Origin of the sequence: Comamonas sp. E6 (genome assembly GCF_001010305.1) — a bacterium.
GTDB classification, from domain to species: Bacteria; Pseudomonadota; Gammaproteobacteria; order Burkholderiales; family Burkholderiaceae_C; genus Comamonas; species Comamonas thiooxydans.
Genome location: NZ_BBXH01000036.1, coordinates 1 through 14,690, shown reverse-complemented (window position 1 = coordinate 14,690; position 14,690 = coordinate 1). Strand labels below are relative to the sequence as shown.

The 14,690-nt window shown below is 55.2% G+C and carries 9 protein-coding genes, 1 pseudogene and 1 other annotated feature; of the genes and pseudogenes, 6 read left to right on the top strand and 4 right to left on the bottom strand.

Features of this window, described 5'->3' with window-relative positions:
* Position 1: 1 nt before the first annotated feature.
* The 4 genes from CSE6_RS24100 (at position 2) to CSE6_RS24085 (ending at position 3,899) form a co-directional block, all read left to right on the top strand.
* Entirely contained in the window at positions 2 to 871 is an 870-nt protein-coding gene (locus tag CSE6_RS24100) for a carbohydrate ABC transporter permease (protein WP_019042133.1), read from the top strand.
* A complete protein-coding gene (locus CSE6_RS24095; RefSeq protein ID WP_083994809.1) occupies positions 871 to 1,716 on the top strand; it encodes a carbohydrate ABC transporter permease in 846 nt (281 codons plus the stop codon). The genes CSE6_RS24100 and CSE6_RS24095 overlap by 1 nt, the downstream gene beginning before the upstream one ends.
* A gap of 8 nt (positions 1,717 to 1,724) precedes the next feature.
* Entirely contained in the window at positions 1,725 to 2,984 is a 1,260-nt protein-coding gene (locus tag CSE6_RS24090; protein WP_059441672.1) for an ABC transporter substrate-binding protein, read from the top strand.
* Between the two features lie 108 nt (positions 2,985 to 3,092).
* Positions 3,093 to 3,899 carry a phosphodiesterase gene (locus CSE6_RS24085; RefSeq protein ID WP_059441671.1) on the top strand — a complete coding sequence of 269 codons (807 nt, stop codon included), beginning with the start codon at positions 3,093 to 3,095 and terminating at the stop codon, positions 3,897 to 3,899.
* Positions 3,900 to 4,063: 164 nt separating this feature from the next.
* On the opposite strand, the gene CSE6_RS24080 is transcribed toward CSE6_RS24085, so the two are convergent.
* Positions 4,064 to 4,846, bottom strand: coding sequence for a DeoR/GlpR family DNA-binding transcription regulator (locus CSE6_RS24080; RefSeq protein ID WP_238585802.1), 783 nt, complete (start codon positions 4,844 to 4,846; stop codon positions 4,064 to 4,066).
* A 412-nt stretch (positions 4,847 to 5,258) separates the two neighbouring features.
* Here CSE6_RS24080 and CSE6_RS24075 point away from each other — a divergent pair.
* Together CSE6_RS24075 and CSE6_RS24070 are read left to right on the top strand one after the other, a co-directional pair.
* Positions 5,259 to 6,507, top strand: a pseudogene (locus CSE6_RS24075) (IS3 family transposase).
* Positions 5,540 to 5,656 (top strand) — a sequence feature (AL1L pseudoknot). (Overlaps the previous pseudogene by 117 nt.)
* Before the next feature lie 323 nt (positions 6,508 to 6,830).
* Complete coding sequence (locus tag CSE6_RS24070) at positions 6,831 to 7,112, top strand: hypothetical protein (RefSeq protein ID WP_059441669.1); 282 nt, start codon at positions 6,831 to 6,833, stop codon at positions 7,110 to 7,112.
* Between the two features lie 151 nt (positions 7,113 to 7,263).
* Here the strand turns inward: CSE6_RS24070 and CSE6_RS24065 are convergent, their stop codons facing one another.
* From CSE6_RS24065 to CSE6_RS24055, 3 genes are read right to left on the bottom strand one after another with little or no spacing between them, the layout of a single operon-like run.
* On the bottom strand, positions 7,264 to 10,443 hold the full coding sequence (locus CSE6_RS24065; protein WP_059441668.1) for a type I restriction endonuclease subunit R: 3,180 nt from the start codon (positions 10,441 to 10,443) through the stop codon (positions 7,264 to 7,266).
* 18 nt (positions 10,444 to 10,461) lie between these two features.
* A complete protein-coding gene (locus CSE6_RS24060) occupies positions 10,462 to 11,667 on the bottom strand; it encodes a restriction endonuclease subunit S (protein WP_059441667.1) in 1,206 nt (401 codons plus the stop codon).
* A gap of 1 nt (position 11,668) precedes the next feature.
* Positions 11,669 to 14,443 carry a type I restriction-modification system subunit M gene (locus CSE6_RS24055; protein WP_059441666.1) on the bottom strand — a complete coding sequence of 925 codons (2,775 nt, stop codon included), beginning with the start codon at positions 14,441 to 14,443 and terminating at the stop codon, positions 11,669 to 11,671.
* Between the last annotated feature and the right edge of the window lie 247 nt (positions 14,444 to 14,690).

The following is a 14,690-nucleotide window of genomic DNA, read 5'->3' as shown; positions in this document are numbered from 1 at the left end:
CATGCACATCTCACGTCTGCAAACCTCGCTCATGCTGCTACCCAGTTTGATCTTGACGGTTTTGCTGCTGCTGGTGCCCATGTGCCTGGTGGCAGTGATGTCGCTGACCGACTGGCAGTTTGGATCCGACCAGTTTGCATGGGTCGGCCTGGACAACTACCGCGAACTGTGGGACGACGCAGGATTTCGCAAGTCCTTTACCAACACGGTGCACTATCTGCTGTGGGTGTCACTGGGCAGCATCACCGTGGGTTTGGTCAGCGCCTTGCTGGTTGAAAGCCATACAAGTTGGCGCGGCTTCTACCGCACGGCACTATTTTTGCCCGTGGCCTCTACCCTCATTGGCATGGCGGTGGTGTGGCAGTTCATATTGCACCCCACGATGGGATTGCTCAATCAGTTGCTCGCATTGATTGGGGTCGGGCCCTTCAACTGGCTCAAAGATTACGAACTGGCGTTACCAACGTTGGCTGCCATTGGCATCTGGCAAATGTCAGGCTTAGCCATGGTGATGTTTTTGGCGGGTCTCAAAGGTATTCCAGATGAGCTGCGCCAAGCTGCTTGGCTTGATGGTATGTCACATCCGCTGGATCGCATGTTTCGCCTGACCTTACCTTTGCTCGGCCCCACCATGTTGTTCGTGGTGACGATCTGTGCCATTCGCGCCCTACAGGTATTCGACACCGTGCATGTGATGACACAGGGTGGTCCCAACAAGGCCACCGATGTGCTGCTGCACAGCATTTACGCCGAAGGATTTGGATTTTTCAAGATGGGCTATGCCTCGGCTATGACGGTCGTGTTTGTGACCGGCATCTTTGTGCTCACGCTTATTCAGCACAAGGGCATGGAAAAAAGGACGCACTACTGATGATGGCCGATCCCTTATCCCCCTCCTTGGCCAGCCGCTTTGCGCGCCATGTCGTGTTGATGAGTCTAGCCCTCATTTATCTGCTGCCTTTTGTGTGGATGCTATCGATCTCACTCAAGCCCGCGAGTGAGATTTTCGATGCAGGTTTTAACCTCATCCCCCGCGAATGGGCTGCCTGGGAAAACTACAGCGCAGCGCTCACACGCGTACCGCTGCTGCGATATTTGCTCAACGGTGTGGTGGTGTGCGCTGGCATTTTGGTCGTACAAATTGCGCTGGCATTTCCGGCCGCCTACTGCTTCGCCAAGATCAAGTTTCGCGGCCATGACCTCGCATGGGGCTTAACCATGCTGTCACTGATGGTGCCATTTCAGGCCACTGCCATTCCGCTGTACATCTTTTTGTATCACTTAGGTTTGCTCGACAGCTACTCGGCCTTGATCCTGCCATTCATCGCCTCTGCCTTCGGCATGTTTATGTTTCGGCAGGCCATCAAAGTCATTCCCGATGACCTCATCCACGCCTCAAGGCTAGATGGCATGGGTGAGTTCGAGTTGGTGTGGCGCGTGCTGCTGCCTGCCTGCCTGCCTACCGTGATCGCTTTTTCGATCTTCTCGGTGGTCTGGCACTGGAACGACTACTTCTGGCCCCTGCTCGTCATCAATACCCAAGACCTTGCTACCCCCCCTCTAGGAACCATGTTCTTTGCCAACGAAGAGTCCGGCAACGATTACGGCCCGCTGATGGCCGGCACGGTACTGATCACCATTCCCCTGGTTGTTTTTTTCTTGTTCGCGCAAAAGCGCTTTATCGAAGGTGTCACCTTTTCAGGTGTCAAAGCTTGAAGGAAGTCATGATGAAACTGAAATTCATTGCAGCTGTTACAACCGTGCTCTGCACCATGGGTGCTGCCCATGCCGCCAAAATCGAGCTCGTGGTGGACTACGTCTACCCTGAGATGTTCAACAAGACTCAAGAAGTCATCGCCAAAAAGTTCAACGAGAAGTTCCCTGATTACTCGGTCAAGTTCCGTGCACCCACGCCTGACTACGAAGTGGCCGCCCAGCAAGCACTACGCCATGCAGTGACAAAGCAACTGGCCGATGTGTCTTTTCAAGGTCTGAACCGCCAGCGCATCTTTGTGGACCGCGGCATTGCTGTGGATCTGAAGCCCTTCATCCAAGCCGAAAAGAACTGGGACAAGAGCGGCTACAGCGCATCGCTGATGGAGCTGGGGCAAATTCAAGGCAAACAGGTCGGCATTGGCTTTGCTCTGTCCACCCCCATCGTCTACTACAACATGAACTTGGTGAACAAGGCAGGTACCACCGTCGATCAACTGCCCAAGACCTGGGACGATATCATCAAGCTCGGCGAAGCTTCACGTAAAGCCAGCCCACAAACGGGCGGCATTTACTTCGACTGGGGCATCACCGGGAACTGGTTGTGGCAGGCGCTGCTGTTTGCCGATGGCGGCAAGATTCTCAACAGCACCGAAAAGAAGGTGGCATTTGACGATGCCAAGGGCCTCAAAGCCATGAACACCATGGCCTCCATGGTGCAAAACGGCACCATGTCCAACATCAGCTACCAAGAAGCTGCTCAAATGTTTGTTGCTGGCAAGCTGGCAGTGTTGTCTTCGTCCACCTCGCGCTTGGGCGTGCTGGAAAAGCAGATTGGCGACCGCTTCAAACTGGTGACCGGAATGTTTCCCGTCACCGCTGAAGGTGGCAAAGTACCTGCAGGCGGCAACGTGGCCATGATGTTTACCAAAGACCCCGAGCGCCAAAAGGCAGCGTGGGAGTTCATTAAGTTCGCCACCGGCCCCGAAGGGGCCACGGTTATGACCAAAAACACCGGCTACTTCCCAGCCAACACCTTGCCAATTGACGACCCCAAGGCACTCAAAGGCTACTACGAAAGCAACCCCAACCAGTACACCGCGGTGAAGCAGATTCCTTGGTTGACTGGCTGGTATGCCTTCCCTGGCCAGAACGGCTTAAAAATCACTGACGTAATTGATGACCACGTGCAAACTGTGTTCGACCGCTCGAAGCAACCCGCCGATGCACTCAAGGCCATGTCTGCCGACGTGCAAAAACTTCTCGACTAAACATCAGAACTGCACGCTTTGGAGCATGCGCTTGCACGCCTTGTGTGAGCACATGCCCCGACCTCACGCAGCCTAGCCCCCAGCACGCTAACAGCCACATCACTGCCCATGCCTCATTTCGACAAATACATCCACCTGACAGACACCCACCTCGTGCAAGACGGCAACGGCCTGTTATACGGACTGAACCCTAAGCAACGCCTGCAGCAAGCCGTGGCCCACATTCAGCAACACCATGCCGATGCACGTGCGGTGTTCATCACAGGCGACTTGACCCACTACGGCCACGAGCAAGCCTATGTGCATTTACGCGAGTGCCTAAGTGGCTTGTCCATGCCCGTCTACCCCATCTTGGGCAACCACGACAGCCGCAACAACTTCCAGCAGCACTTTGCCCACATTGCACGAGACGCAAATGGCTTTGTGCAATATGTGCTTGAACTTGAACATCAAACAGCCATTTTTCTCGATACCAACGAGCCTGGCGTGCACTGGGGCGTGTTTTGCGAGAAACGTGCTCTTTGGCTGCGAGCTCAGCTTGAGCAAGCGAGCAAACCTGTGCTGCTGTTCATGCACCACCCCTTCTTCCCTATTGGCATAACCAGCATGGACAAAATCTCCTTGCTGAACACCAAACCCTTTGAAACTGCCATCGAAGGACTTCAGCACAAGATCGCACACTTCTTCTTTGGACACATCCATCGCCCGATTTTGGGATCCTTCAAAGGTATCCCCTACTCCACCTTGCGGGGCACCAATCACCAAGTGGCATTGGTGTTACAAGACCCCTCGCTGCGCATCGTGGGCAAAAACGAAGGTCCCCAATACGGCGTGCTGATGCTTTCGCCCGAGCAAGTACTGATCCACCTGGAAGACTTTTTGGACCAAGAGCCCACTTACCTGCTTGGTGGCTAATGTTGCACACCGCTGCCTCGTAACAACCAGTAAGCGCTAGGTGGACGAATGTCATGTGCAAGCCCAATCGACATCGTGGATCAACCACTTGCTGAGTGGCGCGCACGTGCTTGATGTATCGCATCACAGGGTGATAGGCTATGCTTGGTAGCGCAACTAGCCGCTCAGGCAGCGACTACCACCTCCACTCCTTGCTGGCGAAGGAGATTGAGGATGTCGGGGTCGGCCTTCGCATCGGTGACTAGCCGTTGTACCGAAGACCAGTCGTTAATGCGGAAGCTGGCAAAGGCGTGTAGCTTGGTGTAATCAGCCAGCACCGTTACGCGGCTGGCAGCGCCCATGAAGGCCTTGTTCATGTCGGCGTCTTCCGGGTCACGCATGTAAATTCCTTGGGCAGACAATGCATGCACGCCCAAGAAGGCCTCACGCACTTGCAGATGAGGCAGGCCTTCGTCGCTGGGGCGGCTGACAGTGGCTTGTTTGCGGGCATCTAGGCGGCCGGCCAGCACGTAGACATTAGCGTGCAGCCCTTGCCCGAGCACGTTGGCCACGGAAAGGCCATTTGTGATCACGTACAGATTCTGATGACCTCGCAAAGCTTGAGCCAGCGCGTGGGCCGTAGTGCCTCCGTTGATCAGAATATTGTCGCCATCGCTAATGAACTGGGCTGCGCATTCCGCAATCGCCGCTTTCTCCTGTGCCTGCTGATCGTTGCGCTCGCCATAGTTGTACATCTCGTAACGCGCAGAGCCTTCGGCAAAGACCTCCTGAGCGGCTACGGCACCACCGTGGGTACGTTCCAATAGGCCGAGCTCGCCCAGTTCAATGAGGTCGCGCCGGATGGTTATGGGGGAAGTGGAAAAGACCTTGGCTAGGTCCTTGACGGTGACCGAGGTGGTCTCTTGCATGCGCGCCAGAATTTTCTGTTGTCGTTCAGCCTTGAACATGAAGCGTCTCTCCATAGGAGCATTGTCGGCCGAAAAACCCTACACATAGATGAATAGATCAAAAATGTTCGATTTCATGGATTTTACACAATCAAAACGTACATTTACGATCATTAAATTTGGGCGTTGTTGCATAAATCGCTGTGCCGCAGGCCGTAGGCTTGCGACATGAGCTCGCCCGACAGCAGCCGTGGCATAGCCACGGCCGGGGTTTGGGGTAACTCGCCTCAAACTGGATTTAGGGCGTGTCCGAATTTTTGTGTAAACGGTTCGGACTTCAATTGACGGAGATGCGGTCTCCGAACTGAATGGTAAAGCGGGTCAGCGCAGCCTTCCAATCCCGGATGGGCATGGTCCACTTCTTGAATCGCACCGGCGTCCGTGGAGGCTCAACTCCTGAGAGGATTGAGTCATGAACACTAAAGCTGCTCGTTTTAGCCCTGAGGTACGTGAACGTGCCGTACGTTTGGTGCAGGAATGCCAAGCGGATTACGCATCGCTGTGGGGCGCATGTGAATCGATAGCCCCCAAGATAGGTTGCTCGGTCAGCACCCTGCATGGGTGGGTGCAGCGCAAAGAAATAGATGCAGGCCAACGGCCAGGGTTGACCACGGATGAACGTGAGCGACTCAAGCAACTGGAGCGAGAGAACAAGGAGCTGCGCCGTGCCAATGACATCCTCAAGGCTGCGAGCGCTTTTTTTGCGCAGGCGGAACTGGACCGTCGCATCAAGAGCTAATTGACTTTGTAGACCAGTATCGCGATGCCTATGGGGTCGAGCCAATTTGTAGGCTGCTGCAAATTGCCCCATCGGGCTACAGGCGCAGGGTTCAGCAAAGAAACTGCCCGTGGCTGCGCTGCAAGCGCAGCCAATCGGATGAAGAACGTTGCAGTCATATTCAACGGGTGTGGCACGCTAATTGGCAGGTGTATGGTGCCGTCAAAGTTTGGAAGCAGATGCACCGAGAAGGCTTACCCATTGCCCGCTGCACAGTGCAACGCCTGATGCGCAAGCTGGGCCTGGAAGGCGCAAGGCGTGGCAAGAAGGTGCGCACAACCCGTCCAGACACAACCAGGCCATGCCCGCTAGACCTGGTCAACCGGCAGTTCAAAGCCCACCGGCCTGACCAACTTTGGGTCGCAGATTTCACCTATGTATCTACATGGCAAGGGCAGATGTTTGTGGCCTTTGTGATTGATGTGTATGCACGCCGCATATTGGGCTGGCGGGTCAGTAGCCACATGCGCACGGACTTTGTGGTTGATGCGTTGGAGCAGGCGCTGTATGCAAGGCGGCCTTCAAGTGACACGGAGCTCATTCATCACTCCGACAGGGGCAGTCAGTACGTTTCCATTCGCTACACAGAACGTTTAGAGGAAGCTGTGGCCTGATGCCTTCGGTGGGTAGCACTGGAGATTCCTACGACAACGCTCTGGCCGAAACCATCAATGGTCTTTACAAAACGGAGGTCATCCACAAGCGAGGACCGTGGAAAACACGTGAATCACTGGAGCTGGCAACGCTGCAATGGGTGCACTGGTTCAACCATGACAGGCTGCTGGAGTCCATAGGGCATATACCGCCAGCGGAAGCTGAGGCAAACTACTGGCGGCAAGTTGCCAATACCGTGCAGGCTAACGCCTGCACTTCAACAAACTAGCCTCCACCAAACCCGGTGCGATTCAGAATGAATTTTCCGCAGTAGGCAACTACTACAACGCAGGTTGTCCCCGTGAGAGCTTCTCAAAGTTCATACTTGAAATTTTAAAAATCCCTGGACAAACCGTACAAGACACTCAGGACGTCACCAATTGGTTTCAAGAGTACGAGATAAAAATGCAAGGCACGGTGACCATGCGCAAGACCGATAACGGTTGGCGTGCTTTGAGTGAAGGCTAATAGCGTCTATTCATGCCCAACGCCTTGCGCGTTGGGCCAAGGGGAAGTCTTTTAATTTTTTGGTTTGTCTAGTGACAGTTACCGATGCACATCATCCTCACAATCATCGTTTTTTTAATTTTTTTAGGCTGTGCTCCTAAGCTTTTTAAATGGCTTCTGCTGATAGATGTAGTCGCCTTAGCGCTGTATTACATCGGGCTACGGATCTGTGCACTCATCATTGGAGCCTCCAAAGGTGGCGCACGCTCTGGGGCCCTTGCTGACTATGCGATGTATGGCATACAGATGATGCTTGCTGCTCCAGCCATCGTAGTTCTAGGCATCCTCTGTGGCCTCATCGTTGTAATGACCAAGCCCAAAACCTGAAAGTGCTTCTAGCCGCCTTCGCTGCCATAAGACTGCTTTGCAGCCAAAGCAGTCGTCCGGGCGTGAGCCGACTACGTTCGGTTTCCAAACGCAAGCGGATTCTTGAGTGAGCCTGTGCGACATGCTTTTGTGAAATCGCTTTCGACAATCTTCAGATTTGATTGGAACCTACCGAGTTCGATGTATTTGACTCAGTGACGTTCAAAGACAAAACGCCTCGAACCAGAAAATCAGTAAGTACCTTTGCTGCTCTGATCTTGATCTTGAACATTGGCAGCGGCTTGCCTTCAATGTGGTCAAAATAGGCCTTCGCCCTTGCCTCGTCAACCGTTGCCCGAAGGTCGTCAAAGCGCCCATACTCGTTGAGGTTGGCCTCGGTCACATGTGAGCTCAGCAAAGCCGCCAGCTTGCCGGCATCCACGCCCAGCGTCGCGACGACGGCCGCTAAGTCCCTGTTCTTCGCTCTGGCCTTGTAGTCCACCAGGTAGTCCCGAAAGGTCCGTTCTGGATCAACCTGCACATCGCCGCGCTGGATGTCATGCAAGAAGATATCGGCGAGCTTCTGGTCCTCCTGAGAGAGCGAGGTGAACGAGCGATGTAGTTCGGCCAGGGTGGTTTCCCTGAATGCCCCGTCGCCACTCTCCAACTCCTTGAGGTACTTGGCAAAGCGCGAGTTCATGTAGTCCGCGTCAATCTTGCCGGTGTCGATCTCGGTGATGTGGCTATCGATGTCGAAGGGGATGCTTTCGCCAGCACCGCCTCCGCCAGCCCCAAGCTCCTTGTAGCGCTGCAGCAGCGTTAGGTACTGCAGTTTCGTGATGGCCACAGCAATCGACTGCTTGGGCTCGGCATCGAAGTCGTAGACCGTCTTGTCCCAGGTGAAACCCTGGATCTTCGTGGCCGCCAAGATAGCGTTGAACCGGTTGAACTGCTTGGCAAAGGCCGCCCGTGCCGCCAAATCATCGGGCAGCTTGGCAAAGTCAGCAATGCCCGCCGCGCTGAAAATGGCGCTAATCTCGATGAAGCACTCGTTCAAACGCTCCAGGTTGCGTGGCAGCTGGTCAGCAAAGAGGCCAATAGGCTTATCGCCGGAGTACAGCTTCACCGCCGCATCCACGTTGCGCTTCATCGTGTGCGGTTTGCGATAGTAGCGAATAGTGCCAAACGGCTTGTCTGGCCCGAACAGCCGGTTGGTGCGCGAGAACGCCTGAATTATGTTCTCGTACTCCAGCAACTTGTCACAGTACAGCGTGTTGACCCACTTCGAGTCGAAACCGGTAAGCATCTGGTTCACGACGATCAGCAGATCCAACCGCTTCTCGGGCTCAGCCTCGACACGGATGTAGGGCGCCTTGTGGGCCAGGCGCGCGGCAAGGTCTTTCTTGAAATTCGCATGGGTTCCCATGTCGAACTTCTGTCCATAGGCGGCGTTGTAGTCCTTGATGATCTCCTCCAGGCCTGCCGCCTTGAAGGCTGGATCGGTACCGCTGGTCTCGTCATCGCTGATGTGTGGATCGAACAGCGCGGTGATCTTCAGAATGGGGCACTGCGCCTTCATAAGGCGGTAGTAGGTGATCGCCTCGGTGATGCTGCTGGTGGCAAAAATGGCGTGGAACTTGCCGCCCTGGCTCAGCACTTCCCAGTTGTCGGCAATGTCCTTGACTACCGCAATGCGGTGCTCGTCGCGCTCGTACTGCGCGTTCGGCAAGTAATCCTCAATGCCACGCTGGTATTCTCCAGCCGCATCTCGGTAGCCCGCCATCGGCACGTCCTTCATGTACCGGTTGAAGATCTTTTTCTTGGCTGGGTCCGCTAGCGCCTCGGCCACGGTCACCGCCTTGGCTCGCTCCAGGGCTACCGCCTGCCGCAGGTCGCGGTCACGGTAGGTCAGAACCTGGTAGGGGTCGAAGCCCAGCACGTTCTTGTCACGGATACCGTCGGCAATGCTGTAGCGGTGCAGCTCATCGCCAAAGACATCCGTCGTGGTGTTGTCCTTGCGAACGTTCTCCTTGTGGATGGGCGTGCCACTGAAGCCGAAGAAAACCGCACCTGAGAATGTGGCCTTGATGTCGGCCAGCATGTCGCCAAAGGTTGAGCGATGGCACTCATCCACGATGAACACGATGCGCTTGCTGCGCATGGTCTCCAGGTCTTGTGCTTTCAAGCCATCAGCGTCATCCGTGATCCGGCTCATCTTCTGGATGGACGTGACGATCAGGGTGTCTGCAGGCGCGGTGCTCTTCAGCATCTTGACCAGCACGCTAGTGTTCTCTGTGGCCTGAACCTGGTTGCTATCACCGGCAAAGTCCCGGTAGGCCTTCAGTGTCTGCGTGCCCAGCTCCACACGGTCCAGCAGGAACACCACTTTGTCCGCGTCCCTAGAGTTGGCGATGAGCTGGGCCGACTTGAAGCTGGTCATGGTTTTTCCCGAACCTGTGGTGTGCCAGATGTAGCCGCCCAGGCGGTTCGGGTTCTTCCAGTCCGTATTGGCCACCTTGTCCGAAATGGCGTGCGCGGCGTAATACTGATAGCTGCGCATCACCTTCAGCACTCCGTCGGCCTCGTCGGCAACGGTGTAGAAGCCAATCAGCTGGTGCGCCATTGGGATGGACAGCAGACTGATGGTGAAGCTCTTCCAATCGTTGATGGGCTCGTTGTTGAAGTCGGCCCAGTGGAAGGCGTAGTCCTTGTTGAACTTGCCGTCTGGCCCAGGGTTGGCGAAATACAGCGCCTCGTCTGGCTCCATGGCCACAAAGATCTGAACCAGCGAGAACAGCCCGGTGAACACTCCCTCGCGTGCGTACTTCTGGATCTGGTTGTAAGCCTGACTGACCGGCACACCGCTCTTCTTCAGCTCGATATGAATCACGGGCATGCCGTTGATAAGCAGCAGCAAGTCACCCCGCCGGTCATGCTGCAGCTCAGAGGCGCGAGCGTAGCGGGGCTGCTGGGCAATCTGATAGCGGCTTTGCCCCGCCGCAATCTCGTAGCGGTCGTAGACCTTCAGACTCACCTCTTTGCCAAAGTGCAGCGTGTCGGCCGGGTTGTCCCGCCTGATGGACACCGACTTGCCGTTGATAAAGCCGTTCAGCTTCAGTGGCGTGCGCAGGGCAACAATCTGCTCCATCACCTGCTGCATCTCACTGTCGGTCAGCGGCACCTCGTTCAGCCGGTCCTTGCTTCTGTTGTTCTCGAAGAGGATCTGCTTCCAGTTCGCCAGTAGGTCGGCCTCGCTGGGGCATTTGATGACATCCAGCTCCCCCCAGCCGCGCTGGCGCAGCTCGTGAATGACAGCTGATTCGAATTCAGATTCTCTTGCAAAGATGTTCATTCGAGATGGGCTTATTGATTAGATAAACATCTTGTCCAGGAAGGCGAGCTTGATTTGCTGCAGCTTGCAGACTTGCGCAGCATGCCTAGCAATGAGCTTATCGAGATTAAAAAAGTAGGCACCGATTTTTTTCTGCTCGTCAGCGGAAGGAATCAGGACGAAAATGTCTGACAAGGCGTTCGCAGTTATTGCTGGGTAGCTAGTACCTGTGCAGTTTGCCAAAACCACTCTTACAAATTCGTCCCGCTGCATCAGACTCAGAAGGAAGCTGCCGTCATCTTGAGGTCGAATTTGTGCATAGCCCGTAGAGAACACATAGTTCTCGTCAGGCAGGTTAAACAAATGATTGTTCTTTTGATAAGGCCGCACAGTCTGGAAGAACAAGTCGCCTTTTCGTGCCAAACGCTGCGCTCTGGATGGCGCAGTTGTTCGCATTTCTGTTCTATGCCCCACCATCTCAGTCCCGACAACAGACTCAAGATCGACATACTCAAAGCATTCAGGCAGCACCTCTTTGGGGTTGAAAGTACCAATGTTCTTAAGCTTCTTCTCTACCCACGGCTCGGAAAATCCTCGAAATCGCACCTCTGGAGCAGTGGAGCCGGGCTTTGGGAACATCTTTTGAAGCATCGCTGCCTTTAGCTCCGCCAGCTTTTCATGCTTGCGCTCGTGTAGGTCAAGCAATTTATCCAACTGTCGGAAGAATTGGCCGACACGGCTTTGCTCCTGAACATCGGGGAGCATCACATTGCGCTTCCTCCAATCGTCGGCATCAAAAAACAGCTTTTCGATGTCCACGCCGTAAGAGCTTAGAAAGAACTTCCGGCGCATAGCTGGCAGGCTCGCGACGATGGCGAGGAATTCCGTGAGGAGCCTTTCGCTGTCGACTGCGGTCAGATACTCATTCGATACGATGGCGCAATCCAAGGCAGGCGGTACGATGCCGGTCGCACCGTGGACTACCTGACGCTTGGAAATGACGAAGTCACCCGCCTTGAGCTCGGCGTAGTTCTTTACCATGATGTCGCGCCCAAACAGGTGGCCGCGAGAAACGACGCCCTCGTTGCGACGCTTGACCGTGATGAGCTCGTAACGCTGGTCGTCCTCCAGCACGATAGGGCGACGCTTTTCGGCAAGGACATCGCCAATCTTTTCATCAGCCCACGGCTCGCTGTGCGCCTTGAAGCGAATGCGCGGTGCCTTGCCAGTTATCTGGTCTGCCATGTCAGTTCCCCGCCAACAGGGTCTTCAGTTCCTCAATGCCCTTGAGGTCAAACTCGTCGCCATGCAGTTCGCCCAGCATGCCCACCAAGGCAGCCTCGGCCTGCTGGATGTCGCGCGCGTTGTCGGCATAGGTGATCCGGTACTTCTCAACCAAGGCTTGCAGATTGGCCACGAGGCTGGACATCACTAGGACAGGCAAGCGATGCAGTTCATCCATCATCGGTGCAATCCACTTGCTGGCCAGCAGTTCATGCACTTGCTCATCAGTTAGTGACTCAATGGTTGTTTTGGTCTTCTGATGAAGTGTCGCCGCTCGTTCTTTCTGAAGATCTTTGAGTTCCTTCTCTTCATCGAGCAACGCGATCGCCTTAATCAACTTGGCAGCAAACGTGTCGTCAGGAAAATCGAATTCGCTTTGAAGTTCGACGATGCGAGCTTCAACTTTGGTTTTTCCGAAAGTGCCATCCTTGTTCGCTGGGATCTGTACCCAATTGACCTCTTGATGCTTGGCAATGAATGCCAACCTATCTTGTTTAGAAGCGCTCGCGGCAAGCAGGTCAAGATATGCCTGCAATGCCAGAATCTCGTCCGTGACTACGTCGCCCAACTGGTCCTTGAGCTCATTCTTAACTTCGGCGATAACGAACTTGTCGTTGGAGCCATTAAGTACCGAATATTCCCCGTCCACCTCCGACAAGCTCTCGATGATTCCTCCCAGAATCGAGCTGATTTCATCCAGTCTCAACTCAGACTGACGAAGTGCATCTAGCTCTGAAGAGAAGTGGGTCTTTTGAACCAGATCAAAGGGCAAGATGCGACCTTTCCAGCCCTCCTGCACCTCCACCTCCTTGCCGTCCTTCTTCTTAACGACCAAGTTCGGGTCAACCACGCGTGTGGCATCAAAACCTTCGGTCTGCAGGATTTCCAGATCCACGGCGATGGGCTGCCAGTGGTCGTCGAGGACCTGATAGGCCTGGTACTTGTCGATGAGGGGCGACGTGCCGAGCTTTGCCAAGCGAGAAAACAGTTCGTCGCAGATCAACGCTTCTTGGCGAGGAACATGCAGCGTGAGCATGTTGCCGATCAGCTCGCTGTGCAGCCAGGGCTTGAAGCCGTCGAACGCACGGTTGAAGGCCTCGTTGAACTTCGTCACTTCAGGGTGTTGGCTCACGACCGCAGCCAGGTCATCCACCTTCGGCTGGGCATAAGGCGTGCCGTCCAGAGTGAACAGGGCCGCGCGCAAGTTGGGGAAGGCCTTCCAGTAGTCAGCCAGCGCGTCCAGCTCGCTCAGCGGAATGCCGCCGAACATCGAGGCGTACAGGTCCCAGCTTTCGGGCGGTTCGGACGAGTCCACATACCGTGGAATGTTGAGGTTGTAGTCGTTGGCCTCGTCTTGCAGCTCGGTCTTGGGCACCAGGCGGCTGAAGCCGGGCACGGTGGTGCGGGCGACCACCACATCGGTGATTTTCTTGATGTCGCAAGCGCGCAGCTTGTTGTTCTTGCCTTCTTTGGCGAAGCCCTTGGAAGCGTCCACGAACAACACATCGCTGCCTTCGCGCTTCTGCCGGAGCACAAGGATGACAGTGGGGATGCCGGTGCCGAAGAAAATGTTGGAGGGCAAGCCGATGATGGTTTCGAGGTGGTCGTTCTCGATCAGCTGCTTGCGGATGACGCCTTCTTCACCGCCCCGAAAAAGCACACCGTGCGGCAGGACGATGGCCATGATGCCGTTGGGCTTCAGGTGGTACAGGTCGTGCAGCAGGAAGGCGTAGTCGGCCTTGGACTTGGGGGCCACACCGAAGCGGGCATAGCGCGGGTCAGCGTCCTTGTGCTGTGGGTCCCACTTCTGTGAGTAGGGCGGGTTGGACACCACCGCATCTAGGTACAGAGGGTTGTAGCTGTTGACCGGGTCTTGCTCGTCGAAGTAGGGCCAATCGTCTTCCAGCGTGTCGGCGTTGCGGGTGACAATGTTGCCCGGGAGGATGCCGCGCATGACCAGATTCATGCGCGTGAGGTTATATGTGTTCTCCTTCAGCTCTTGGGCGTAGTACTTGATGCTGTCTTTGTCACCCATCTGCTTGGCGATGGCCTGGCCGATATTGAGCAGCAGCGAGCCCGAGCCACTGGTGGAGTCGTAGATCTGGATGGTCTCGCGGTCTTTCAGGTGGTGCGCGATGACCTCGGACATCAGCACAGACACCTCGTGCGGGGTGTAGAACTCACCTGCCTTCTTGCCCGCGTTGGCGGCGAACATGCCAATGAGGTATTCGTAGATGAAGCCGAGCACGTCGTAGCCCTGCTTGCCATCCATGGGGATGTCTTTGATCAGATGAAGAAGCTCGCTGATCGCCTTGGTCTGCTTTGCAGCGGTGTCGCCCAGTTTGCTTAGGCCGGTTTCCAAGGTCTTGAAGATGCCTTCGAACAGGCGCTTGTGGTTCGGGTGGATCAGGCGGCTGAAGGCTGACAGGGCTTCGCGCACGTTGGCGACGTCAAAGTCGCTCGTTTGGTCCAGCCAAGTCGAGAACAGGTGCTGGTGGGCAATGAAGTAGCCAAGGTTGGACTTGAAGTGTTCGACGGTTTCCGCATCGTCCTCGGTCACCGCGCTGAAGTCCTCGTCCGTGAAACCCTCGGCCATGGCGAAGGCCACTAGCTTGTCGGAGAGGTATTTGTAGAAGATGAAACCAAGGATGTAGTCCTTGTATTCGTTGGCTTCGATCTTCGAACGCATCTGGTTGGCCGATTCCCAGATTTTTGCGGCGAGCTGTTGCTTGTTCACGATTGGTAATGTTAGGCGGTGTAAGTCGCTAAGGTATCGAGGTAGTCGCTTAGTTTAAGTTGAGACGGCGGTCTCGGGCTTCTCAGCGGCGATCCGCCGGGAGCATCTTGCCCCTGTATCGGACGGTGAAATATATCCAGTTGGCGTACTCCTCTTTAGCCCGCATGACGCAACGCTCAATCGTTGCTGCTTTGTTAATGAGTACGTCATCAACCATAAACGGTTCCTGTTTTTTTGAATGTCTTGT